22 protein-coding genes are annotated in these 24,550 nt (G+C 57.1%); 15 read left to right on the top strand and 7 right to left on the bottom strand.

Features of this window, described 5'->3' with window-relative positions; genetic code table 11:
- Nucleotides 1–16: 16 nt before the first annotated feature.
- From J7413_RS05865 to J7413_RS05855, 3 genes are all read right to left on the bottom strand, one after another.
- On the bottom strand, nucleotides 17–1,531 hold the full coding sequence (locus J7413_RS05865; RefSeq protein ID WP_209097132.1) for a tripartite tricarboxylate transporter permease: 1,515 nt from the start codon (nucleotides 1,529–1,531) through the stop codon (nucleotides 17–19).
- Nucleotide 1,532: 1 nt separating this feature from the next.
- Nucleotides 1,533–2,015, bottom strand: a complete 483-nt coding sequence (locus J7413_RS05860) for a tripartite tricarboxylate transporter TctB family protein (RefSeq protein WP_209097131.1) — start codon at nucleotides 2,013–2,015, stop codon at nucleotides 1,533–1,535.
- A 79-nt stretch (nucleotides 2,016–2,094) separates the two neighbouring features.
- Nucleotides 2,095–3,081 (bottom strand): tripartite tricarboxylate transporter substrate-binding protein, encoded by a 987-nt coding sequence (locus J7413_RS05855; RefSeq protein WP_209097130.1) that lies wholly within the window; start codon nucleotides 3,079–3,081, stop codon nucleotides 2,095–2,097.
- Nucleotides 3,082–3,187: 106 nt separating this feature from the next.
- On the opposite strand from J7413_RS05855, the gene J7413_RS05850 reads away from it, so the two are divergent.
- The 3 genes from J7413_RS05850 to J7413_RS05840 are packed head-to-tail and all read left to right on the top strand — an operon-like array spanning nucleotide 3,188 to nucleotide 6,199.
- Complete coding sequence (locus tag J7413_RS05850; protein ID WP_209097129.1) at nucleotides 3,188–3,853, top strand: response regulator transcription factor; 666 nt, start codon at nucleotides 3,188–3,190, stop codon at nucleotides 3,851–3,853.
- The gene (locus J7413_RS05845) at nucleotides 3,846–5,213 is read left to right on the top strand and encodes a sensor histidine kinase (RefSeq protein WP_209097128.1); all 1,368 of its coding nucleotides are present in this window, start codon (nucleotides 3,846–3,848) and stop codon (nucleotides 5,211–5,213) included. Before J7413_RS05850 ends, J7413_RS05845 begins: the two co-directional genes overlap by 8 nt.
- Nucleotides 5,192–6,199, top strand: a complete 1,008-nt coding sequence (locus tag J7413_RS05840) for an ABC transporter substrate-binding protein (protein ID WP_209097127.1) — start codon at nucleotides 5,192–5,194, stop codon at nucleotides 6,197–6,199. The genes J7413_RS05845 and J7413_RS05840 overlap by 22 nt, the downstream gene beginning before the upstream one ends.
- Here the strand turns inward: J7413_RS05840 and J7413_RS05835 are convergent.
- Entirely contained in the window at nucleotides 6,189–6,905 is a 717-nt protein-coding gene (locus J7413_RS05835; protein ID WP_209097336.1) for a phosphodiester glycosidase family protein, read from the bottom strand. The two genes, J7413_RS05840 and J7413_RS05835, sit on opposite strands and share 11 nt — an antisense overlap.
- Nucleotides 6,906–6,931: 26 nt before the next feature.
- Nucleotides 6,932–7,357 (bottom strand): 30S ribosome-binding factor RbfA, encoded by a 426-nt coding sequence (gene rbfA, locus J7413_RS05830; RefSeq protein ID WP_209097126.1) that lies wholly within the window; start codon nucleotides 7,355–7,357, stop codon nucleotides 6,932–6,934.
- Nucleotides 7,358–7,456: 99 nt separating this feature from the next.
- Here rbfA and dapB point away from each other — a divergent pair, with 99 nt between their 5' ends.
- The 5 genes from dapB (at nucleotide 7,457) to J7413_RS05805 (ending at nucleotide 14,321) form a co-directional block, all read left to right on the top strand.
- Nucleotides 7,457–8,266, top strand: coding sequence for a 4-hydroxy-tetrahydrodipicolinate reductase (gene dapB / locus J7413_RS05825; RefSeq protein ID WP_209097125.1), 810 nt, complete (start codon nucleotides 7,457–7,459; stop codon nucleotides 8,264–8,266).
- 292 nt (nucleotides 8,267–8,558) lie between these two features.
- Nucleotides 8,559–9,512, top strand: coding sequence for an ABC transporter substrate-binding protein (locus J7413_RS05820; protein ID WP_209097335.1), 954 nt, complete (start codon nucleotides 8,559–8,561; stop codon nucleotides 9,510–9,512).
- Between the two features lie 6 nt (nucleotides 9,513–9,518).
- On the top strand, nucleotides 9,519–10,571 hold the full coding sequence (locus J7413_RS05815; RefSeq protein WP_209097124.1) for a glycine betaine/L-proline ABC transporter ATP-binding protein: 1,053 nt from the start codon (nucleotides 9,519–9,521) through the stop codon (nucleotides 10,569–10,571).
- Entirely contained in the window at nucleotides 10,568–12,640 is a 2,073-nt protein-coding gene (locus J7413_RS05810) for an ABC transporter permease subunit (RefSeq protein ID WP_209097123.1), read from the top strand. Before J7413_RS05815 ends, J7413_RS05810 begins: the two co-directional genes overlap by 4 nt.
- A 328-nt stretch (nucleotides 12,641–12,968) precedes the next feature.
- Complete coding sequence (locus J7413_RS05805; RefSeq protein WP_209097122.1) at nucleotides 12,969–14,321, top strand: hypothetical protein; 1,353 nt, start codon at nucleotides 12,969–12,971, stop codon at nucleotides 14,319–14,321.
- Between the two features lie 6 nt (nucleotides 14,322–14,327).
- Here the strand turns inward: J7413_RS05805 and J7413_RS05800 are convergent, their stop codons facing one another.
- Nucleotides 14,328–14,513, bottom strand: a complete 186-nt coding sequence (locus J7413_RS05800) for a DUF1674 domain-containing protein (protein ID WP_209097121.1) — start codon at nucleotides 14,511–14,513, stop codon at nucleotides 14,328–14,330.
- Between the two features lie 109 nt (nucleotides 14,514–14,622).
- Between J7413_RS05800 and J7413_RS05795 the strand changes: the two genes are divergently transcribed.
- The 7 genes from J7413_RS05795 to J7413_RS05765 all read left to right on the top strand — a co-directional run bounded on the left by J7413_RS05795 (nucleotide 14,623) and on the right by J7413_RS05765 (nucleotide 23,452).
- Nucleotides 14,623–15,894 carry an RsmB/NOP family class I SAM-dependent RNA methyltransferase gene (locus J7413_RS05795; protein WP_209097120.1) on the top strand — a complete coding sequence of 424 codons (1,272 nt, stop codon included), beginning with the start codon at nucleotides 14,623–14,625 and terminating at the stop codon, nucleotides 15,892–15,894.
- Nucleotides 15,895–16,027: 133 nt separating this feature from the next.
- Nucleotides 16,028–17,770 carry a heparinase II/III family protein gene (locus J7413_RS05790; RefSeq protein WP_209097119.1) on the top strand — a complete coding sequence of 581 codons (1,743 nt, stop codon included), beginning with the start codon at nucleotides 16,028–16,030 and terminating at the stop codon, nucleotides 17,768–17,770.
- Nucleotides 17,771–17,789: 19 nt separating this feature from the next.
- Nucleotides 17,790–19,379, top strand: a complete 1,590-nt coding sequence (gene purH, locus J7413_RS05785; RefSeq protein ID WP_209097118.1) for a bifunctional phosphoribosylaminoimidazolecarboxamide formyltransferase/IMP cyclohydrolase — start codon at nucleotides 17,790–17,792, stop codon at nucleotides 19,377–19,379.
- Between the two features lie 204 nt (nucleotides 19,380–19,583).
- On the top strand, nucleotides 19,584–20,054 hold the full coding sequence (lspA, locus tag J7413_RS05780) for a signal peptidase II (protein WP_209097117.1): 471 nt from the start codon (nucleotides 19,584–19,586) through the stop codon (nucleotides 20,052–20,054).
- Nucleotides 20,055–20,107: 53 nt separating this feature from the next.
- Nucleotides 20,108–20,629 (top strand): DUF3035 domain-containing protein, encoded by a 522-nt coding sequence (locus J7413_RS05775; protein ID WP_209097116.1) that lies wholly within the window; start codon nucleotides 20,108–20,110, stop codon nucleotides 20,627–20,629.
- A 181-nt stretch (nucleotides 20,630–20,810) separates the two neighbouring features.
- Entirely contained in the window at nucleotides 20,811–22,154 is a 1,344-nt protein-coding gene (locus tag J7413_RS05770; protein WP_209097115.1) for a pitrilysin family protein, read from the top strand.
- Nucleotides 22,151–23,452, top strand: coding sequence for a pitrilysin family protein (locus J7413_RS05765; RefSeq protein ID WP_209097114.1), 1,302 nt, complete (start codon nucleotides 22,151–22,153; stop codon nucleotides 23,450–23,452). Before J7413_RS05770 ends, J7413_RS05765 begins: the two co-directional genes overlap by 4 nt.
- A gap of 93 nt (nucleotides 23,453–23,545) precedes the next feature.
- Here the strand turns inward: J7413_RS05765 and J7413_RS05760 are convergent, their stop codons facing one another.
- Nucleotides 23,546–24,514, bottom strand: a complete 969-nt coding sequence (locus J7413_RS05760; protein WP_209097113.1) for a hypothetical protein — start codon at nucleotides 24,512–24,514, stop codon at nucleotides 23,546–23,548.
- Nucleotides 24,515–24,550 lie beyond the last annotated feature (36 nt).

The raw sequence follows: 24,550 nt of genomic DNA, 5'->3' as shown, positions 1-24,550 counted from the left end.
TGCGGTGGGGGATGCATCAATCCCCGTCTGCCACACCTTGAGCCCGCAAGCGTGCACGGCGGGCGCGGTAGCTTGGCAGCAGCACCAGCAGAGCTGCGATGACCAAAAGGCCCAGTGTCATCGGGCGTTCCCAGATGAAGGCAATGCCATCATAGAGTTGCATGGAACGTGCGAAGTTGTCCTCCAGCATACCGCCAAGGATGAAGCCGATCAGCAGCGGGGCCAGCGGGTAATCCGCAAAGCGCAGCGCGGTTGCGCAGACGCCGAAACCCACAAGGATCAGCAGTTCGGTGGCGTTGTTCTGCCCGATATAGGCCCCCATCAAGGTGAAGAACAAAATGAAGGGGATCAGGTAGTTGCGCGGGACCGAGAGGACTTTGGCGATGTAGGGGATCAGCGGCAGGTTCAGGACCAGCAGGACCAGATTGCCAATGAACATCGACATGATCACCGCCCAGAACACCTGTGGCTCATCAATCATCAGGCGCGGGCCCGGGGTAACGTTGAGTGCAATCAATGCACCCAGCAGAATCGCCGTAGTTCCAGATCCGGGGATGCCCAATGTCAGAAGCGGCACAAAAGAGCCGGTGCAGGCTGCGTTGTTGGCGGTCTCTGGGGCCGCGAGGCCTTTGACGGCGCCTTTGCCAAATTGCTCCTGCTCTTCTTTGGGGGCGATGTTGCGCTCCACCGCGTAGCCAAGGAAGCTCGCGATGGTGGCACCTGCGCCGGGCAGCACGCCGATGAAGAAGCCCTGAATGGATTGGCGTCCAATCACCGGGGTGATGGCCTTGGCCTCTTCGCGGGAGATGCGCAGTTCTTTGATCTCGCCTTCGCCGCCCTCTTTGGCAACGCGGGGTTTGAGCACAAGGAACAGTGCTTCGGGCAATGCAAACATCGCCATGGCCAGTGTGATGAAGCCAAAGCCGGATTGCAGATCCATGATGCCCATGGTGAAGCGGGGCAGGTTGAACAGCGCACCTTCGCCGACGGTGGCCATCATCAGGCCCAGCACGGTCATCATCAACGCTTTGGCCACCTGACCGGTGCCTGCGAAAGCCGCGATGGCAGAGAGGCCAACGACCATCAGCGCGAAATATTCCGCCGAATGAAACAGCAGCGCGACAGACGACAGCATGGGCGCAAAAATCATCAGCAGAAGCGCGCCGATGGTGCCGCCCGCAAAGCTTGCGATCGCGGCGATGGTCAGCGCTTTGCCGGCCTTGCCTTGTTTGGCCATCGGGTAGCCATCAAAACTTGAGGCCACAGTGCCCGCGACCCCCGGCGCGTTAAGCAGGATGGAGGAGGTCGAGCCACCGAAAATGGCGCCGTAGTAGACACCCGCAAGTAGGATCAGAGCGGCGGAAGGGTCGCCCATGGAAATGGCGACGGGGATCATGATGGCGATGATCGACATCGGGCCAAGGCCCGGCAGCATGCCGATGAAGGTGCCGATCAGGCAGCCGCCAATCACCATCAGAAGATTTTGTAGAGAGAAGGCCGTTTGCAGACCAATCAGAAGTCCTTCAAGCATGTCAGCCTCCGATAAAGCCCGGCAACGGGCGCAAGTAGATGCCGAGTACTTCTTGCACGAGGTACCAGACGATGAGGGTGGCGGTTGCGGAGACGGGCACCATGACGTGCCATTTGCGTTCGCCCAGAATGAAGGAGCCCAGGATCAGGAATCCGCTAGTGGACAGCAGGAAACCTGCGGGGCGCAGCAGAAGCGCATAGGCCACCATGAGTGCGAGCAGAATGATTGCCTGACCGAGTTTGTACTCATGCAGTCGGCGGTAATCGATGTCCGCCTCTTTGGGTTCGCTTTTTTCAAAGCCCAAGAGGATGATCGACGAGGCGATGATGCCAAAGAGGGACAGCAGTTTTGGGAACGTGCTGGGCCAAATGGGGTTGCGTCTCATGAATGGTGCGAGGCTGCCATCCATCGTGAACCAAGCGGCGTAGCCATATGTCAGGCAAATGCCGAGCAGGATCAGTGCGATCCAACGATCAAGAGCCATCCAGCCCTCCTGCATCTTTGTATGAAAAGGAAGGCAGAGCGGGGGTCCGCTCTGCCTTTAGACATGTGAATTCAGGCTCTTAGAGGAAGCCGAGCTTTTTCATCAGGTCGCCGATGACCTTTTCCTGCTCCTCAAGGAAGCTTTGGAAGTCTGCGCCGTTGTTGTGGATGTTGACCCAACCGTTGCGTGCGCGAACTTCTTCCCACTCGCTGGTGTCATACATTTTGCCGATCGCGTCCTGGTACATCGCAAGCTTGTCTTCTGGCAGGCCAGGGGCCGCGAAGAAGCCGCGCCAGTTCACAAAAGAGGTGTCGATGCCCTGTTCCTTCATGGTCATGGCGTCTGGCGCTGCTGACACGCGGTCATCTGCAGTGACGCCGATGATTTTCACTTCGCCCGCATTGGATAGATCAACGGCTTCGGAGAAACCGGTGGACAGCGCGGCGATTTCGCCAGACAGCAACGCCGCCATGGCCTTACCACCTGCGTCATATGGGATGTACTTTACACCCAGCGCGTCTTTGCCTGCCGCTTCCATAACCATGGCAGCCACAAGGTGGTCCATGCCGCCCGGCACAGAGCCGCCGCCGATGGCGGTGCCGGATGGGTCCGCGTCAAATGCGGCCAGCAGATCGTCCATGGAGTTGATCGGGCTGTCTTTGCCCACAACGATGGCGGCGTAGTCACCAATGGTACCCGCCACCAATGTCAGATCGCGGAAGTTGTGTGGGAACACGCCAGTCAGTGAGCGGATCACGATTGGGGTCGAGTTGACCATCAATGTGCCGTGGTTGCTGTCGGCGTTTTCGATCAGATAGCCAATGGCTTTGCCGCCGCCGCCGCCGGACATGTTTTCGTAGGATGCATTGCCGACAATGCCCGCTTTGGTGAGCGCTTCACCAGTGCCACGTGCGGTGCCGTCCCAGCCACCACCAGCGCCGCCGGGGATCAGAAAGTGGATGCTGTCCACAACTTTGTGCCCGTCTGCAAGTGCAGGACCGGCAAATGCCATTGCGGCGACAGCCGTCGCCATCAGGGCGCGACGGCCCATGTCAAATTTCAACATTGTTTCCTCCCAATTTGACAACTGTCCGAAAGCTGGCTCAGTTGGGGCGACTCAATCACTGCAACCTGTCACAAACCTGTCACGGATGAAGAAAGGCCGCGCTTCGATGAAATTCTTGCTGGTCGAAGACAATCTCGATCTGGCCAACGCGGTGTGCGAACGGCTGAAAATGGATGGTCATGTTGTTGATCACGCAGATAAAATTGCGGATGCATCGGCTTTTGTCGATACCGGGGATTATGATCTAATTTTATTGGATATTATGCTGCCGGATGGCGATGGGCGCGGTTTTTTGAAGCGGCACCGCGCCGGAAACAATGACACGCCCGTCATTGTTCTGACAGCGCGGTCACAGGTGAGTGATCGAATCAGTATGCTGGATCTTGGGGCCGATGATTACATGACCAAGCCCTTTGACTATGAGGAACTGCAGGCCCGGTGCCGGGCGGTTTTGCGCCGCAATGCGGGGCATGCGCAGGCGTCCGTGCAATTGGGAGACGTCACACTGGACCCTGTGGCTGGACAGTTGAGAGTGGGGGCAAAAACGGTGACTCTGCGCAACAGAGAACTGCGTTTGCTGGAGCTGCTGATCAACGCGCCCGGGCAGATCTTTTCCAAGGCAAAATTGGCAGACAGACTGTTTTCTTATGACGAGGACGTCTCTGAGAACGCGATCGAAGTCTACATCGGACGCTTGCGGCGGCATCTGGCCTCTTCCAGCCTGCAAATTACCACGCTGCGTGGGCTCGGGTATCGGCTCGATCATGCGTGAAACGGCCAATGTTTCCGGTTCGCTGCGGGCGCGGCTGGCGCTGACCCTGATTGGAGGGGCTGCTGGCATTTCAATCCTGATGTTTGTGGTGGTGCGCAGTTATGCGGCGCAAATTGCGCAGCAGGGTCAGGATCGCATTTTGGAAGCCTCTGTTACGTCAATTTTGGACGCTGCGATCTTGCGCGATGGTGTTGTTGAGGTGGATTTTCCTTACGCTGCTTTCGCCATTTTGGGCACCGAAGAGGATGATCGCGTGTTTTATGCGATTCATCAGGATGGTGCCTTGCTCTCTGGCTATGAAAGTTTGCCCGTTGTGCCGGCGCGTGTTGGCGCGGAGGTCACGCATGTGTCAGGCGAAATGCGAGGGGCTTCTATTCGCCTTGCATCGGCGTCGCGCATTTTGGTTGGGGCCGACTTGCGCACACAGGTAACAGTATCTGTTGCTCAAACACGGGACGCGTTGCAGGTGACGCTGAACCGTATTTCATCGAATGTTGCCTACTATGGTGTGGGCTTTTTCCTGTTGTCGGTTTTGGTTGCGTCATGGGCCACGTCAACCACGATACGTCCGTTGGAACGACTGACCCACTCGATCACAAGGCGGGGGCCCAAGGACCTGACACCGGTGGCCCAGCCCGTGCCGCAGGAAATGGGGCCTCTGGTGTCTTCGCTGAACAATTTCATGGCGCGCCTGAGCACCTCGTTGTCTCAGTCAGAAGATTTCATTGCAGAAGCGGCGCATCGGGTGCGCACGCCATTGGCCACGGTACGCAGTCATGCAGAAACAACGTTGCAGCGGGTTGAGCGAGAGGACAATCGTCAGGCCCTGCGGGCCATGGTACGGGCAATCGACGAAAGCTCCCGCGCGGCTGGACAGCTTTTGGATCATGCGATGATCACATTTCGCACCGACCATCTGGAGCGAGAGGCGTTGGATCTGGTGGCGATAGTGCAGGATCTTGTGATCCGGCTGACTCCGATTGCTGAGATGAAGGACATCGCGCTGACGGTGGTGAGTGACGCAGAGGTGAATGTTGCTGCGGATTCGATACTGCTGCAGAATGCGCTGCGTAACTTGGTGGACAACGCTCTGAAATATTCGCCTGTCGAGAGTGAAATCGTCATTACTGTGAGTGCTTCGCCCGGCCCACGGGTGCTGGTAGAAGACGAAGGGCCAGGGTTTCCGCCCGATCAGATCAACAACCTTGCCACGCGGTTTTTGCGTGGCACAAATGCGACCGGTACAATTGGATCGGGGTTGGGGCTTACGATTGCTCAGGACGTGGCACAAGCACACGGTGGGACGCTCAGGCTGGAAAACCGCCCGGAGGGAGGCGCATGCGTTATTTTTTCTCTTTGATGGTCTGTTTATTGCCAGCGGCCCTTTGGGCGCAAGATTGGGAAGAGCACACCCATTTTGGCCCACTGACCGCGGAACGCAAACTTCGGGTATTGTCGAGCACGGACACCTCGTTTTTTGCGCCAATAATCGAGGCGTTCTTACGTGGGAAAACCGGCCTGTCTGTTGACTATTTTGTCATTGGAACCGCGCAAATCGATGAGATCTACAGGGCGCATCCCAATGACTATGACGTTGTGATTTCAAGTGCGATGGACCTGCAGTTAAAGCTTGTGAATGATGGCTATGCTTTGCAAATTTCCAACTTGGATCAGCCTGACTGGGCGCAGTGGCGCAAGAGCTTATTTGCATTTACGTCTGAGCCCGCAACGGTGGTTGTGAACCGCGCGGCTTTTCCCGATGGCGCCGTACCACAGTCGCGGCAAGAGTTGATTCAGGCGCTGCGTGCGCAGCCGGAGTTGTTTCGTGGGCGCGTCGGAACTTATGATGTCCGCGAGTCTGGTTTGGGATATCTTTTTGCAACTCAGGATGCGCGCGCCTCTGAGACATTTTGGCGGCTTATGGAGGTGATGGGCGGTCTGGGGGCCCGGCTATACTGTTGCTCTGGTGATATGATTGACGATCTGGAAAGCGGTGAGTTGCTTGTGGCGTATAATGTGCTGGGCAGTTACGTGGCCGCGCGTTTGGATGTGGCCGATCATTTGGAAGTTGTATTACCTTCTGATTTTCCGACCACGATGATGCGCACAGCTTTTGTAACGGCACAGACCTTTGTGGAAGACGATGCCGTTGCCTTTGTCAGGCATCTGTTGGCAATGCAGTCACAGCCCCGCAACCGTGATGTTTTTCCTTTGCCCTCGCTCAAGCCTATGAGTGATGCAAGCGGGCATACGGTGATCACGCTGGAGCCTGCTTTGATGACCTATCTTGATCCGCTCAAGCGGCGCACGTTCATAAAGGAATGGAGCAGCGCAGTTATTCAGTGACAGCTGGTGCCGTTTCGACCACGCCAACGATTGGTCCCATCCAGAAACCGGCGTCGGAACGATCCAGCTGTGGCGCATAGAGGCGGCTGATTTTGCCATCAAAATAGAGCGCGTTGGGCGTTTGCAGCACATCGCGAAAGAAACGCCCAAATTCGTGGAAGGTTACCGCGTTGTTAGAGATCACAAATATGGCAGTTTGGCCATCAGATGTGGTGCCAACGCCGTTGCGGATGAATTTTGAGGTGCTGTCGACCAGAAATCGCGGATGCAATGCGCCGTCGATCACCAGCATCGGACCGGATTGCGTGGCATCACGACAGATGGGTTTCTGTGCGGCAAAATCGAGGGTCTCGTAGACCCGGGCACTGCCGTCTGTCAGGCAAAAAACACCATTGGGCAGGAGGCCAAAATTACCGCGACTTTCTCCAGTCAACAGCCGCATCTCCTCCGCGCCATCTTGCACATAGTGGCCGACGGGGCTGCGATCTGCGTGGTACATGCCCGCGTTCATCGCGAAAGAGAGGGTTTCTTGCGGGGGAAGACTGCGGGCAACATTTGGGAACTGGCCCAAGACTGCGCCCTCATCATCGCGTAAGAACAGCCTCAGGTTTTCCTGAGATGCGTCGACGGTGCAGACGGTGAAGCTTTTGCGCTCAAAGCTCACGTTTTCGCAGCTCACAGCGCTGGCCAGAGTGGGCAGCGCCATGAGTGCAAAACAGAGCCAAAGCCGGATCACGAGGACGTGCCATCCTCTTCGCTGTCAGATTTGGCGACGTCGGCTTGCACACGGTCGTCAGCCAGCATGCGCCGCGTTGCGTCCATCTGATCGAAGGTTGTGTCGATGCGGAAGCGGAGATCAGGCGCGTGCTTGAGTTTCGCCTTGCGACCGATGATGCGCCGCAGCTCGCCCTTGTGGCTTGCCAGAAGGCTGATTGCCTCATCCTGTTTGCCGCCGCCCAGAGGCAGCACAAAGGCCGTTGCAATGGATAGATCAGGTGTCACGCGCACCTCGCCGACGGTGATGGACAGACGGCTGAGATCGGGGTCGTGCAACTCATCGCGCATCAAGACCTCCGACAGGGTGCGTCGGATCACTTCGCCCACACGGAGTTGGCGCTGGGAGGGGCCACGGCCCTCAGAAAATGTGTTCTTTGCCATGCTTCCCCACTTAGGGCTTCTGTGGCCCTTTGCCAAGCTGGATTGCTTTCTGTAAGCAGAGGCAGCGCCGATCCACCGGCTCAAACATTGGAGAATGCTATGCAAGACTTGCCCGGAATCGTCATCACAGGAGCCTCTGGCCGTATGGGGCAGATGCTGATCAAGACGGTTTGCGAGAGCGATAAGGCCAAGCTTGTCGGCGCGGTGGAACGCAGTGGTCATGACTGGGTGGGCCGCGATGTGGGGGAGGCCATGGGCGGCGCGCCACTTGGCGTGACGGTTACAGACCAGCCGTTGGAGGCGTTTGCCAAAGCGCAGGCGGTGATTGATTTTACGGCGCCAGCGGCCACGATCGCCTTCGCCAAACTGGCTGCGCAGGCCCGTGCTGTGCATGTGATTGGCACCACAGGGATGACCGACGAGGACATTGCGCAGCTTGAGCCCTGTGGCCGTCATGCGGTGATTGTGCGTGCGGGCAATATGAGCCTGGGGGTGAACCTGTTGACCCGCCTGACGCAGAAAGTGGCCGCCGCGTTGGATGAAGATTTTGATATCGAAATCATTGAAGCGCACCATCATCATAAAGTTGATGCCCCAAGCGGTACGGCGCTGATGCTTGGCGAAGCCGCAGCGGAAGGGCGTGGGGTTGATTTGGCTGATGTCGCCGATCGTGGCCGTGATGGTATCACCGGTGCGCGCAAACGTGGGGATATCGGCTTCACCGCCATCCGCGGTGGCGACATTGTGGGAGAACATGATGTCCTTTTCGCCGCCGCAGGCGAGCGCATTGTGTTGCGTCATCTGGCGACGGATCGCGCGATCTTTGCCCGTGGCGCGCTGAAAGCCGCGCTGTGGGGGCAAGGGCAAAAGCCCGGCGAATATGACATGATGGATGTGTTGGGGCTCTAACACCCGGGTGTCTGCAATTCAGATTTGGCCTGCTTAAATCGGGTCGGCTTGCTTGGGCAATCGTGTTAGATTGCCCATGACAAAAACCTGCGCGCAGATTTCTGCTTAAGCGTGCGGCGAGTTCGCTGTGTCAAAGTGCTCTTTTTCTCAGCGTGCTGTTGCTCACCCGACGTTGTGAGCAATGGCTGCGTCTTTTTTGTTGGCAGGTGCGCGCCCCTGTGTTTTTATGCCGACAGTCAAAAAATTAAATGACCATTTAAAAAACGATGACAGGGAGAAGATCATGACGACCATTCTGAAGGCGGGACTGTCCGCACTGGCGGTCATTGCGGTAGCAGGATCTGCGCAGGCAGCCGAACTGGGCGCGGCCAACGAGCCCATCAAGTTGGCACTGAACGAGTGGACAGGTCAGCATGTGACGACACATGTGGCAGGGGAAATGCTGAAGGCGGCAGGCTATGATGTGGAATATGTCACCGCAGGCATGATGAACCAATTCCAAGCGATTGCAGATGGTGACATCCACGCGACGCTTGAGATCTGGTCTTCTAATGTGTCTGATCAATACGCTGTGCTCAAAGATGAGGGGAAGCTGGAAGAGCTGTCTGATCTGGGCCTCAATGCCCGTGAAGGCATTGCCTACCCTGCCCATGTTGCCGATCTTTGCCCCGGCCTGCCCGCTTGGGAAGCACTGAAAGCTTGTGCAATCAACTTCGCGACCGCTGAAACCCTGCCAGCGGGGCGTCTGGTGGATTACCCTGCGGACTGGGGCACGCCTGGTGCGGACCGGATGACGGGCCTCGATTTGCCATTCAAGGCTGTGCCAGCCGGTTCCGAAGGCGCATTGATTGCGGAACTGCGTGCATCCACTGAAAAGAAGTCCCCTCTGTTGATCACATTCTGGCAGCCGCATTGGGCGATGTCTGCCTATGACGTGCAGTTTGTAGACCTGCCCGCAGGCGAAGACGCTTGCTTCACCGATCCTGCGTGGGGGCCGAACCCGAATGCGATCAACGATTGTGATTTCTCTCCCAGCCGCATCTTCAAGGCGGGATGGCCGGGACTGAAAGACAAGTGGCCAGCGGCACATGAAATTCTGGTGAACTATCAACTGGCCGTGGAAGATCAGCAGCCGATGATGGGCGCAGTGGATGTAGACGGCGAGTCCGTTGAGGACGTTGTGGCGGCCTGGATGGGTGCAAACGAAGACAAGTGGAAGTCCGTCGTGGACGCCGCAATCAAGTAACTCCGAATGACCGAACAAAAAACGACCGCTCCGGCGATTGAAGTCGAAGACCTCTGGCAGGTCTTCGGCGAAAACGCCCAGACGGCTCTGCGTGATGCACGCGGAGCCGGAACCGATGCGTCCACCGCTCAGGCACTCAAGGACAAAGGCCTGATTCCAGCCGTACGGGCTGCGAACTTCGAAGTGAAATCCGGCGAACTCTTTGTGATTATGGGCCTGTCAGGGTCTGGCAAGTCTACGCTGATCCGCTGTATTTCGCGCCTTATTGAACCGACTGCAGGTTCGGTGCGCATTGATGGTGAAGACATTCTTCAGGCCGATGAAAAGCGTTTGATTGAGCTGCGTCGCCACAAGCTGGGCATGGTGTTTCAGCACTTTGGTTTGTTCCCTCATATGACGGTGGCGGACAACGTTGGTTTCCCTTTGAAAATGCAAGGCATGGGCAAGGCAGAGCGGCGGGCACGCGCGCTGGAAGTTCTGGATCTTGTGGACTTGAAAGGCCGGGAGGATACATATCCACGCAATCTGTCCGGTGGACAGCGCCAGCGTGTGGGCATCGCCCGCTCTCTTGCTGTGAACCCTGACATTTGGTTCCTGGATGAGCCATTTTCCGCGCTGGACCCGTTGATCCGGCGGCAGCTGCAGGATGAGTTTCTCAACATTCAGGCGACGCTTAAAAAATCCATCGTGTTCATCACGCACGACATCCAAGAGGCACTGAAACTGGCCGACCGCATTGCCATCATGAAAGACGGCGAAGTGGTGCAGATTGGCACGCCCGAAGAGATCGTCCTGCACCCGGTGAATGATTATGTTGCCGAGTTTTCCAAAGATGTTCCCAAAGGTCGGCACGGCTGCGTTGAGAACGTGATGACGCAGGATATTCCTGAAAATATGCCAGATGATCCGGGTCTGAAGGTGGGGATGACCATCGAAACTGCGCTCGCGAAATGCATGTCTTTGTATGAGCCTGTGCCGGTGCATGACGCACAGGGCGCGCTTGTGGGGGCGGTAAATCCGTCTGATCTGGCGGCGGCATTGCAGGCGGAAGAGACATGAGTATCGCAGAGGAAGGGCCCGTTTCTGGACAGCGCGGATTGCAACTGAGCAAGGGTGGCATTGCAGCGATTGTTGTTTTGGCTGTGGCCGTTATTTGCCGTTCGTTTGGGGCGCAGTTTGAGTGGCTTGTGGCTTGGCCTGCCGCACTGACGGTTCCGATGACGGATTGGGTCGGCACCGTAGTGGGTGGGTTTCTCGATGTCTTCAAGCCCATTGCGCGTTTGTTCTCTTATCTCTTGGCGTTTCCGATGACATGGGTTGGCGGCCTGCTTGGTGGTGCGCCCTGGCCTTTGGTGCTTGGCACGGTGACCGCTTTGGGTTGGCTTATCGGTGGCGCGCGCATGGCGGCGCTGGCGTTCTTTGGCTTTGGCTTTGTGGTCATCAGTGGCTACTGGCTGGAAGGGATGAACACGCTTGCGCTTGTGGCGGTGTCGGTGCCGCTGGCGGCGTTGCTCGGGGCCGGAATCGGCATCCTTGCGTTTGAATATCCCAAGCTCAAAGGCAGTGTGAATGTGGTTCTGGATGTCATGCAGACCATGCCGACATTTGCCTATCTCACCCCTTTGCTTGTGCTTTTTGGCTTCGGTCCCGTTGTTGGGCTGATTGCATCTGCGATTTTTGCAGCCCCTCCGATGGCGCGCAACGTGCTGCTGGGGCTGGAGCGTGTCGAGCCGGAGATCCGGGAAGCGGCGGTGATGGCGGGTGGCACGCGCCGCCAACAGCTTTTCCTTGTGGAACTGCCGGCGGCCTCTCAACAAATCATGATTGGGTTCAATCAATGTCTGATGGCCGCGCTCAGCATGGTGATCATTGCCGCCGTGATCGGTGGCTTTGAAGACATTGGCTGGGAAGTGCTTTTGACCATGCGCAAGGCGCTGTTTGGTCCAGCGTTTCTGGCAGGATCGGTGATCGTGGTCTTTGCTGTGGTGATCGACCGTATGTCTGCGGCCCTTGCAGAGCCACGCCCGGCCCAAGATAAGCGCGTGGCGGCGACGATCTTTGCGATTGGCGCAGCTGTGGCGGTATGGGCGGCGGTTGCAGAGTGGAACCCGGCTGGGTTTGCAGCAATGGACGGTGTGGCCGAAGCTGTGGACCAAGGGGTTGGGCAATTCACGGCAAGTTACGGCACAAACTTAGACGCGCTCAAAAACTCGGCGATGTTTTATGGGCTGCTTCCGCTGCGGATTGGACTGTCTGACGCCGTGTTGCCCTTCACCTGGGGATTTGCCTGGACGGCCACGCATACGTTTGTGTTCTACGCGGTCTTTGCTGCTATTTCGGGCCTGATGGTGTTGCGAGGGCATGTGGCCGGCGCGGGGTTTGTGATGATCGCTGCGATGGTTCTTGAGATTGGCGTGGCGCAACTGCCTTGGCCGATCCTCATAGGTGGCGTTGCCGCACTTGGCTGGGTTGCGAGCGGCCGCAAGCTTGCGTTGCAGGTGACGCTGCTTCTGGGGTTGATCCTGATCTCAGGCCTCTGGGAACGTGCGCTTCTGTCGCTCTATCTGAGTGGGGCGGCGGTCGCGGCCTGTGCGTTGGTTGGCGGTTTTCTGGGGTTCTGGTCTGCGATGAGCCCGCGTGCCTGGCTGGTGATCCGACCCATCTGTGACACGCTCCAGACTATCCCGCTCTTTGTGTTCTTGATACCTGTGCTGATGTTCTTTCAGATTGGCGAGTTTTCTGCATTTCTGGCGATCTGTATGTATGCGGTGGTGCCGATGGTTCGCTACACGCGCCATGGACTGATCACGACACCGGATGAAATGATCGAGGCGGCGACAGCCAGCGGCGCAGGGCGTTGGCAGACGATGCTTGAAGTGCGCGCGCCTTATGCTGCGCCAACAATCCTTTTGGGGCTCAATCAAACCATCCTTTATGCATTTGCAATGCTGGTGATTGCAGCGCTGATCGGAACCACGGGTTTGGGTCAATCGATCTACCTGGCGCTGGGTCAGGCGGATGTGGGGCTTGGCGTAACAGCGGGTGCTGCGATGGCGATTCTTGCACTTGTGGCGGATCGCCTGGTGCAGGGGTTCGCAGAAGAGCGGCGACAAGCACTGGGGCTATAGCGTTTTGCAGAAAAGAAACAGGTCGGGGCGCCAGCCCCGATTTTTCTATCAGGTGTCGAGACCGGTCCCAGACAGTGCTGACTGAAAGTAGCCGCCCCGGGCGAGTCGTGTTTTTTACTGAGGTGCGGAAATTTTGTATTTGACCTGCATCAATAGTTTGGGGGGCGTTAAAGACTACAATAGGAGGAATACTTTAGAGCGCTTGCTGCGCCCGACTTGTAAGTTTGCAGCTATTTAATCGTTTCGCTCTAACTCAACAACGCCCCATTCAAGGGGTGTTTGAACGCCCGTAAGAGCATGGTTGTTGGACAGAACTGGACAGAAAGTGATGTATGATAGCAATGACGATCTTCACGCTGTGGATACGATAGCGCCTGAAATTATTCGCGTCGCCGTAGCGCGTATTATTGCGAGTGACCGGTTCCACAAAATTGTGCGCGTTGATGCCTTGTTGCGCTTTCTGGCTGAAGAACACATCGCAGGGCTCGGGGAACAAGTTTCCATCCAGACGTTGCTGCCCATACTCTATGCGGACTTTGATGGTGATGAAGCGCTGCGCCTAGCGCGCGCGGATGCACACCGGTTGGCGTCTTTGCTAGAGAGCTATTTCGCCGAGGAGGGGCGTTGGGATGCGTTGCTTTTCCGGCTGGATCCAACAAGTTTAAATCTAGAGCTCACCTTCGCAGAGTTGCAGGAAGATCCTGAATCGTCGTTTGATCGGCCAAAGTTCAAGAGGCATTGGGCCTTGGCGTTGGTTGTTGCGATACTTGCAATCGGTTTTGTCGTCGTTCCGCAATATTTGCCGGATGCCAAGGAGGCCGAAACGGTGTCTCAATCCTCTGGGGTCAGTGTGACGCAGTCGTCGCGCCAGCAGGCAGAAGGTGTATTGTTGCCAGATGCGGCCAAGTTAGAGGCCCCAACTGCGATCAGTTTAGACGCGCTTGGACGCGATCATATGTTTTCATTTATGGACATCGCGCGCCAAAAGCGGGTGATCGCCCATTCGCAGGCAGTGATTGCGCAATATCCCGACTATTCGGGCAGCTTTGCCACTGCCGCCCACAGCTTAGGCAGCATCGCGATCTTAATGCGTGGGTCCGGCAAGTCTCAGGTCTTTTTGGGGCAGGCCCAGACGATGTTAGATCAGGCGCGCGCCTTAGCGCCTGAGGACTCCTGGACACTTTCCGCAGCGGGATGGGTGGCGTACGCCCGTACCGACTGGGACTTGGCCAAGGACTTCAGCAAACAAGGCTATGAGCTTAGCCAAGGGCAGCGGCATCATTTGATCTACCACGCGTTGATATCGCTGTTTACTGGTGACTTCGAAAATGCCGCGCTGGTCACGGACCCAGCTCAAAGCGCATTTGGGACAGGCAACACAGCCATTCGCGGCTTTGCGGCGTTTTACTTGAAAGACTACGCCACCGCCGTTGAGTCTTTTGAATTGGCGCTGCAGCAAGGTGTTGCACAAAACGCAGTGCGCGCAGCGTACCTTGCCGCTGCGTATCAGGCTGAGGGGCGCCTTGATGAGGCACAGCAAATGATTTCGATGCTAGGGCAAACCTGGCCAAACTTCCGGCCAGAACTGGTTCATGGTGTATTTGCGCCAGATATTGGCGCTGCACATGAGCAAAGGTTTCTGGGCTTGCTCCACGCTGCGGGGTGGGAGAACCCTGAGTAGGTGCCCTCAGAAATCGATCGCGAGGCCCTTTTTTTCCCAATCTCCATAGCGCACCGGCTCAGGCCCATCTCGTCCGCCAAGCTCAGTCGGCAGTTCGAGCTCTTTTGCTTTCTTGCGGCGGTCTTCGGCCTCCGCCAGAGCGCGCTTTGCAGCTTCGGGCAAATCATCGCGGGTTTGAGATGTGTCGCTCATAGAAGGGTTCCTTTTAAGCCTGACCCTTGATATACGCGCCCGTCTGACAACGACAAGTCCCCTGTCGCCACGCATGTGTTGTGGCCAACCATCTCTGAAGGTCTCTTACATGTCCAAATCCAGCTACCCGACCCGTCGCAGTGCGGTTTATCTTTTGGATCAGGTGATGGGTGAAGGGCGTTTGCTGTCAGATGTGATTGCAGGCGGGGCCTTGCAAAAGCTGGAGCCAGCAGAGCGTGCGCGGGCACAACGATTGGCCACCGACACATTGCGCAATCTGGAGCGGGCGGATCGCGTGCTTCAGAAGCATCTCAAAAAGACCCCAACGATGACGGTGCAGAATGTGCTGCGCATGGCAACGATGGAGATTTGTCAAGGCGGCGCGGCGCATGGCGTGGTCAATGACGCGGTAGAGATCGTCAGCAAATCTAAGCGCACAGCGGGCATGAAGGGCCTTGTGAATGCTGTGCTGCGCAAGATTGATGACAAGGGCCGCGATGAGTGGGCAAAGCTGCGTGTGCCACGGTTGCCAAAATGGCTGCGTAAGCCTCTGGCGCAGGCTTATGACGCCGAGATCATGCTTGAAATAGAGGCGGCACATTATGCGGGCGCGCCGCTTGATCTGACCGCCAAGGAAGATGCAGTAGCTGTCGCAAAGGCTGTTGGCGGAGAGGTGCTGCCCACCGGTTCCGTGCGTCTGCGCGAGGGGGGGCAGGTGACTGCGCTCGAAGGGTTCAAACAAGGGCAATGGTGGGTGCAAGATGCGGCTGCGGCAATCCCGGCGCGTGTGCTCAATGCCCAGCCTGGCGAGACCGTGCTTGATCTCTGCGCAGCACCCGGCGGTAAAACCATGCAGATCGCCGCAACAGGTGCGCAGGTTACGGCGGTGGATGACAATCCCGCGCGGATGGAGCGCCTGCGGGAAAATCTCAAACGCGTGCAGTTGAATGCCGAGGTCGTGGTGGGCGATGTGATGGCGCAGGACGGTCAATATGATGCGATCCTGTTGGATGCGCCTTGTTCAGCCACAGGGACGATTCGGCGCCACCCGGATTTGCCTTTTGCCAAGGATGGCAGTGAATTTGGTGATCTGATCGGTATGCAGGAAGTGTTTCTCGATCACGCCATTGGCCTGTTGAAACCCGGCGGGCGCTTGGTGTTTTGCACGTGTTCCTTGCTGCCTGACGAGGGCGAGGTTCAGATCGAAGAGGCGGTCGAACGCTGGGCGGATGTGACCGTGGATCGAGACGCGGTGTTGATCGACGGGATTGATCCGTCTTGGGTGACGGAAGAAGGCGGCCTGCGGCTGCGGCCTGATTTCTGGGCTGACAGAGGCGGCATGGATGGCTTTTACGTCGCGATGTTGCGCAAAGGCATCTAGCGACGTGAAGAGACCAGCCCGACGTTTGTCTATGGGGCACGCACGATTTCTATTGGCAGATTGAATCGGTGACTTGAGGCGATCTGCTCGCTACACTCCCGACAAACGCCAGCAGAGCGTAGAGGCAGAGTGGATGTCCAGAACACATAGTTTTTCGGCACGATGGACGCGGCTGATGCACCGCGTGGCTGCGCGCAGCAGTGCGCGTGCGCGTCCTGCCACCGGTTTCACCAGCACGCCTGAGCCACGCACCATTGGGCTGTTTGCCCGCGGTAAGCAGTTGGTTGCAGGCAATTTTCTATTTGCCGGGCATCTGGTGAGCGCCCCCAAGACGCTGATCTGGGACATTGATGTGCCTGACGACGTTTTCGCGCAGGAACTACAAGGATTCGCTTGGCTTGATGATCTGGCCGCTGTTGGTGATATGGCGGCGCGGGATCGTGCGCAGGAATGGGTCTGGAGTTGGATCGACCTTTATGGGCGGGGTACGGGCCCAGGATGGACTCCTGATCTCACCGGCCGTCGTCTGATCCGCTGGATCAGCCATGCGATTTTTTTGTTGCGGGCGCAGGGATCCGACCCGTCGGAAGCCTTTTTTCAGTCACTGGGCCAACAGACCATTTTCCTAAGTAAACGGTGGCACAAAACGGCACCGGGGCTGCCGCGTTTTGAAGCGCTGACCGGGCTGATTTATGCAGGCTTGGCGCTTGAAGGCATGGAGCATCATGTGGCGCCTGCCTGTAAAGCACTTGATAAGGAATGCGCGCAGCAGGTAGATGTGCAAGGCGGTATTCCGACACGCAATCCTGAAGAGTTGTTGGAGGTTTTCACGTTGCTCACCTGGGCGGCTGCCGCGCTAAGAGATGCGGGACAGACGCCTTCGGATATGCATCTGCGGGCGATAGAACGTATTGCCCCAACCTTGCGGACCTTGCGCCATGCGGATGGTGGCTTGGCGCGGTTTCATGGCGGCGGGCGCGGTCTGGAGGGGCGGTTGGACCATGCTCTGGCGGAAAGTGGAAACAAGACGCGACAGGCGGATGGGTTGGCGATGGGTTATGCCCGTCTGAGCGCTGGGCGTACCAGCGTTGTGGTGGATGCAAGCGTTCCGCCCAGTGGCATGAATGCCCCCAATGCGCATGCCTCCACATTGGCTTTTGAGCTGACTAGCGGACGGCGGCCGGTGATTGTGAATTGCGGATCCGGCGCGAGCTTTGGTGAAGATTGGCGGCGGTTTGGCCGGGCAACGCCATCACATTCCACCGTGACGATTGATGAGCTTTCCAGCGCACGGCTTGGCCAAGAGGGCAAAGGCTGGCGCGAGGAGCAGCTGGTGGACGCGCCCACAGATGTGCCTATTCAGATGAGCAATGCCAGTGACGGATTGCGGTTTGAAGGCGGGCACAACGGCTATGTAAAGACCCATGGTCTGACCCATGCGCGCACTTTGGAGCTGACCTTTGATGGGCGGGGCATGGCGGGCGAAGACTTGCTTGTCACAATGGATGACGCGGCCAAACGCCGATTTGACAAGGTGATGGATGAAGGCGCCCTGCAAGGCGTGCCTTATGAAATTGCATTTCACCTACATCCGGAGGTCGATGCGAGCCTTGATATGGGCGGTGCTGCCGTCTCGATTGCCCTGAAAAGTGGCGAGACATGGGTGTTCCGGCACGATGCGATCGCCAAAATGCGGCTGGATGCCAGCGTTTTTCTCGAAAAAGGGCGATTAAAGCCGCGTGCGACCAAACAAATCGTTCTATCTGGCGTGGCAATGGAGTATGCGACCCGCATCCGGTGGTCGCTGAGCAAAGCCCATGAGACCAACATGGCGATCAGGGACTTGAACCGGGATGAGATGGATTTGAACAGCTGAGCCCAAGGACCACGCCCCTATGACCGATCTCCACCCCATTCGCCGCGCATTGCTATCCGTATCCGACAAGACCGGATTGATCGAACTGGCCACCGCGCTTTCCAACCGGGGTGTCGAGCTCCTCTCTACAGGCGGATCCGCCAAAGCGATGCGCGATGCTGGGCTCGTGGTGAAAGACGTTTCCGAGGTGACCGGATTTCCTGAGATGATGGACGGTCGTGTGAAGACCCTGCACCCAAAAGTACATGGGGGTCTGTTGGCGCTGCGCGACAACGATGATCATGTTGCGGCAATGGATGAGCATGGCATCGGTGCAATCGATCTCTTAGTGGTGAATCTCTATCCGTTTGAGGCCACCGTGGCTGCAGGCGGTGATTATGAGACCTGCATTGAAAACATCGACATTGGCGGCCCGGCAATGATCCGTGCGGCGTCCAAAAACCATGGCTTCGTGAACGTTGTTGTGGACGTCGAAGACTACGATGCGCTTCTGGGCGAGTTGGAGGCCAATGACGGGCAGACCACATTTGCGTTCCGCCAAAAGCTTGCACAGACCGCTTATGCGCGCACCGCAGCCTATGACGCCGCCGTGTCCAATTGGATGGCCAAAGCGCTGGAAGAGAAAGCGCCGCGCCGTCGCGCCTTCGCCGGTGAGATCAAACAAACCTTGCGCTATGGCGAGAACAGCCATCAGGAAGCGACCTTCTACACCGATGGGTCTGGCCGCCCCGGCGTTGCAACCGCCACTCAGCTGCAGGGCAAAGAGCTAAGCTACAACAACATCAATGACACCGACGCAGCCTTTGAGCTGGTGGCGGAATTTGATCCAGCCAACAGCCCTGCCGTTGCGATCATCAAGCATGCCAACCCATGCGGTGTGGCGGTTGGCGCGACCTTGGCGGAAGCCTATCAGAAAGCGTTTGATTGTGACCGCACCTCTGCCTTTGGTGGGATTGTGGCGCTGAACCAGCCGCTGGATGCAGAGACCGCCAGCAAGATTGTTGAGATCTTCACTGAGGTGGTGATTGCGCCGGGCGCGTCTGATGAAGCCAAAGAAATTTTCGCGGCCAAGAAAAACCTGCGTCTCTTGCTGACTGACGGTCTGCCAAACGTGCGTGAAGCGATCACGGCTTACAAGCAGGTCGCCGGGGGCGTGCTGGTGCAGGACAAAGATGTGGGCTACGTCAGCCGAGACGATCTGAAGGTGGTGACCAAGGTTGCGCCATCGGATGAGCAGCTGGACGATTTGTTGTTTGCCTGGAAAGTGGCAAAACATGTGAAGTCCAACGCCATCGTCTATGTAAAAGACGGGGCAACTGTCGGCGTAGGTGCCGGCCAGATGAGCCGTTTGGACAGCGCCAATGTGGCCGCAGCGAAGGCGCAGCGCATGGCCGATGAGCTGGGTCTTTCTGAGAGCCCCGCAAAAGGGTCCGCTGTGGCGTCAGATGCATTCTTCCCCTTTGCGGATGGCCTATTGGAAGCCGCTGCTGCGGGCGGTGCCTGTGTGATTCAGCCGGGCGGCTCCATGCGTGATGACGAGGTGATCAAAGCTGCTGATGAGGCTGGTCTGGCGATGGTATTCACCGGCATGCGCCACTTCCGCCACTAAGCTTAAGCGTGCGTGGCCGGGGGTTGCCCGGCTGCGCCTTTCTTAACTGAGCTTGGCGAGCCGTTGCTTGGCGGGTGCGAAAATCCGCCAATGCGCTTGTTCCATTGAACAAATGTGACATAGAGTATCGGCAAAGTTAAAAATCAGCGTTTCTGTGATCAACACAGAACATTGGGGCAGTTAGGCAGAAAGGGGGCGCAGGATATGCGTCTTGTGTTTTGGGCAGGCTTTTGGGCCTTCATCACGGATCAGGCGAGCAAGTTTCTGGTGTTGAACGCATTGAATCTGCGTGAGGTGATGCAGATTGATGTTCTGCCGCCTGTTTTGCGGTTTCATATGGCGTGGAACGACGGGATTAACTTTGGCCTGTTTTCCGGCAGTCCGGCCGCCGCAAAATGGGTTCTGATCTCGCTTGCTGTTTTGATTTGTGGCTTTGTGATGCATTGGGTGCGCAAAGATCCGCCGGGCAAATGGGGCATGATCAGCGCAGGGCTGCTGATCGGGGGCGCACTGGGAAATGTGGTGGATCGACTGCTTTTTGGCGCTGTTGTGGACTTCCTGAACATGTCTTGCTGCGGAATTGACAACCCTTACGCGTTCAACGTGGCGGATGTTTGGATCTTTGCCGGGGCATTTGGCCTTATCCTTTTTGGGAGTAACAAAAGAGAGACGTGACCTCCGCTTTGGGATCGGGTAAAGCTGTGCCAATGGCTCTTGGAGAAGTGAATATGAGCGTGGCGCGTTTGAAGATTTTGGGCGTTTCTGTCGTGTTGGCGCTGGCCGGATGCACATCGGGTGGAACGTTGCATTCCAATGTAAGCTCGGGCAATGGCCCAGATGAGTTTAGCATCTTGCCAAGCAAAGAGCTCGTGGTTCCCAGTGATTTGTCCGCGCTGCCGCCGCCCACGCCCACAGGCGTGAACCGTACAGATCAAGATCCGCTTGGTGATGCTGTTGCGGCTTTGGGGGGCTCTGCTGCGGCGCGCAGCCCTTTGAACACAGCTGTTCCAAACTCTGATACTGGTCTTGTGTCCTATTCCTCTCGTTATGGGCGTGATGCGAACATTCGGCAGGTTGTTGCACAGGAAGACGAAGAGTTCCGTGATCGCAGAGGGCGGTTTACCAGCATTCGGGTCTCCAAGAAGGGGCTGTACGAACAGGTCTATAAGCCTCAAGCACTGGACTACAGGCAGGAATGGTGGCGCTGGAAGCGCGCTGGCGTGCGCACCCCTGCTGCGCCAGGCAATTGATCTCAAACGCCAATGCGCAGCTGCGCCTAGCCAATCGTATGAGCCAGACATTGGTTGGCTCACAATCACGTAAGTGATCTTGAAGCGCCCCTCTTGGGGCGTCACTCTTTATATAAAGTGAGCTGCTGACGGCGTGTCCTGCGTATCGATGTTAAGCGGCGATTGGTTGGGAGACATTTTGATGTTGCGACGCATGGTGTTGGCGGTGGCCGTCAGTGTGGGGATGTCAGCGCCCCTGAAGGCTGCCGATGATTTGGTAACCACCTATGAGCTTGAAAATGGCATGCAGGTCGTTGTGGTCGAAGACCACCGCGCGCCGGTGGTGATGCATATGGTTTGGTACAAAGCGGGTTCTGCCGATGAGCAACCCGGTGTATCCGGCATTGCGCATTTTCTCGAACATCTGATGTTCAAAGGCACAGACACCATGGAGTCGGGGGAATTCTCGTCGACGGTTGCTGCCAATGGGGGGCGCGACAACGCTTTTACCAGCTACGATGTGACGGCTTATCACCAGCGGGTGGCCTCTGATCGTCTGGAGCTGATGATGCGTATGGAAAGTGACCGCATGGTCAATCTGCGTATTGGCGAAGAAGAGATTCTGACCGAGCGTGAGGTGATCATCGAAGAGCGCAATCAACGGGTTGAGAACAACCCCGGGGCCCTGTTTCGGGAGCAACTGACCGCAGCGCAGTATCTCAACCATCGCTATGGCATTCCCGTAATTGGCTGGCGTCATGAGATGGAGGCGCTGGATATGGACGATGCGCTTTCGTTCTATGAGACGTATTACGCGCCCAATAATGCAATCTTGATCGTCGCGGGCGACGTAGAGCCTGAAGACGTGAAAGCATTGGCGGATCAATATTATGGCGTCATACCAGCCAATCCAGATTTGCCGCCCCGTCTGCGCCCCAGCGAACCGCCGCAATCCAGCGCAAGACGCATGGTGTTTTATGATGCACGGGTGGCGCAACCCTATGTCACACGCAGCTATCTGGCTCCTGAGCGCAACAGTGGCGATCAACGCAAAGCGGCCGCGCTGACCCTTCTTGCCGAACTTTTGGGAGGTGGACAGACGTCGGTTCTGAGCCAGAAACTTCAGTTTGAGACAAAGCAATCGGTCTATGCTGGCAGTTGGTATCGCGGCACCTCACTTGATGCGACGACCTTCAACCTCATCATGGTGCCGGCCCCCGGCATTGGGATGCAGGAGGCCGAAGACGCGATGGACGCGGCGGTTGCAGAGTTCATGGCGGAAGGTGTTGACGCGGCGCATCTGGATCGTCTGAAGATGCAGCTGCGCGCCAGCCAGGTGTATGAACGGGACAGTGTTGAAAGCGTGGCCAATCGGTACGGTCGAGGGCTGACTTCGGGTCTCACCATAGCGGATATCCAAGAGTGGCCAGAGATTTTGCAGTCGATCACGAGTGAAGACATCATGGCCGCGGCGGAAGAGGTGTTCGATCTGCGCACTTCCGTCACAGGCTGGCTGATGACCGAAGAACAAGAGGTGAGCCAATGATCCGTTTTGTTTATGCATTCATTGCCATTGTCGTCATCGCGCCAGCTGCGTGGGCGGAAATCAAAATCAAAGAAGTCACATCTGCTGGCGGCATCACGGCATGGCTTGTTGAAGAGCCATCCATTCCTTTTGTGGCCTTAGAGCTGCGTTTCAAGGGCGGCACATCCTTGGATCTTCCTGGGAAGCGTGGGGCGACCAATCTGATGGTCGGTTTGTTGGAAGAGGGCACCGGCGATCTGGATGCCCAAGGTTTTGCACGGGCCAGCGAAGAGCTTGCGGCTCAGTTTGGCTATGACAGCCATTCCGATGCGGTTTCTATTTCCGCACGCATGCTCACAGAAAACCGGGCAGAGGCCGTTGAGCTGTTGCGGCGCTCCCTCGTGGCGCCGAGCTTTCCGCAGACCGCTCTGGATCGCGTGCGCGAGCAGGTTCTGTCTGGCATTCGCTCTGATTTGAAAGATCCTGAACAGATCGCAGGCGCGCGTCTGGCTGAATTGGTCTATGGCGACCATCCTTATGGCACGCCCGGTGAAGGCACACTTGAAAGCGTCGCCGCTCTGACACGAGAAGACATTGCTGCAGCTCATAAGGGGGCACTCGCCAAAGACAGGCTGTTTGTGGGTGTTGTCGGCGACATCACTGAAGAAGAGCTGGGCCCCATGCTTGATGCGCTTCTGGGGGATCTGCCTGAGACAGGCGCGCCCCTGCCTGGGCCAGCAGATGTTGCCATCACGGGCGGCATCGACGTTGTTGACTATGACACACCACAGTCAGTCGCCCTGTGGGCGCAAAACGGCATCGATCGGAACGATCCAGATTTCTTCCCTGCCTATGTGCTCAACACCATATTGGGCGGCGGGGGCTTTGAAAGCCGTTTGATGACAGAGGTGCGTGAGAAGCGTGGCCTGACCTATGGGGTCTACAGTTACCTGGTTCTGCGAGATCTGGCGAACGTCTACATGGGCAGCGTGTCATCTGCCAACGATCGCGTTGCGCAGTCGGTCAGTGTTGTGAAGGACGAATGGGCCCGTATGGCGAACGAAGGGGCCACCGCAGAGGAAGTGGACAAAGCCAAGGCGCTGCTGACCGGTGCCTATCCGTTGCGGTTTGATGGCAATGGGGCGATTGCCCAGATCATGGTGTCCATGCAGATGGATGGCATGCCCATCGACTACATCGCGACCCGCAATGACAAGGTGAATGCTGTCACGCCTGAGGATATCGCGCGGGTTGCCGGCGAGCTCTTGGACAGTGATGCCCTACAGTTTGTCATTGTCGGGCAGCCGGAGGGGCTATAACGCGCCATACATCTTTTACTGGGGGCTGTGTGTGCGATCTGACGCACGCAGCCCTCGTTATCTGGGAAAAGGGCGTTGATAGAGGTTTGAGACTTAGCCAAACCGTTCTCTTGGAAAGCCCGCGATTTCAAATTTTTCCCAGATCTTTTTGTGGAGTTGCCCGCTGTTTATCGGGATGCATTTTTTGAGGAAGTACCAAGTCAAGTAGCGTTCCAAATCCTCTTCCGAGGACAGAGCATTTTTCAGAGCATGTGACATTTTGTTCAGATCGGTAACGGTGTGTGCGAGATGGTGGAAGTCGGCTTTGCCGCACAAAATTGCAGGCACACCGTGAAGATACCCTTCAAGGGCAACGGTGGAATTCATTGAAACCGTACATATGCTTGCTCGGAGGATGTCATGGACGTTCGCGTGTGTCAGCGTGATGCGTGAATCGTGCTGCGCCAGAGCTTTTACCTTGGCAATTGTCGCTGCGTCACTTGAGATTGGGTGTGGCTTCACCACAATCGGCTGATCGCCCGTCGCGCGGAGCGTTGCCTTCAGCACCTCAATGTCGGAGTGCTGCGTTGCGCCTGAGTTGAGGGGATATTGGCCTTGAAAGAAAACCGCGACCGCCTTTGGCGCGAAGTCTGCGCGAATTTCGGGCTGGTCATATTTCGACTTCCGCTTCTCCAAATAGCGTCGCTTAATATTGCGAGCAAACGTCTCCGTGCGCTGATCTGAAATCATGGAGGGGGCGTAAGTGTCCTCTCCAATTGATGAGAAGGCTTTGGTTCCATGCGGATCTAGGTGCCAAAACTCCCATAGGTATGCGACGCCAGCATTCAGAACACCGGGTGCTCTCACGGAGCGATCATCGATGATGTGAAGGTTTCCGTCGTTAAACCGGTCATCTGGAACACTGCGCGTGCCGACGCGTATGTCGCTGTCACGTACCCGAATATCGACAGCGATGCCTTCAGCATGCCCTAAATTTACAATCTCTCTATAGAGACGGAGATGCCACCCATTCAGCTCTGGGTTGGCGTCATTCGATTTGAGATGCAGGATGATCTTGGGCATTTTTGCGGAGCGGGGAGCGTACTAGAGTTCGCAGCA

The organism is Shimia sp. R10_1, assembly GCF_017744095.1.
In the GTDB taxonomy this organism is placed as follows: domain Bacteria; phylum Pseudomonadota; class Alphaproteobacteria; order Rhodobacterales; family Rhodobacteraceae; genus Shimia.
The sequence above is the reverse complement of the archived record's forward strand: the minus strand, read 5'-3'. Positions and strand labels throughout refer to the sequence as shown.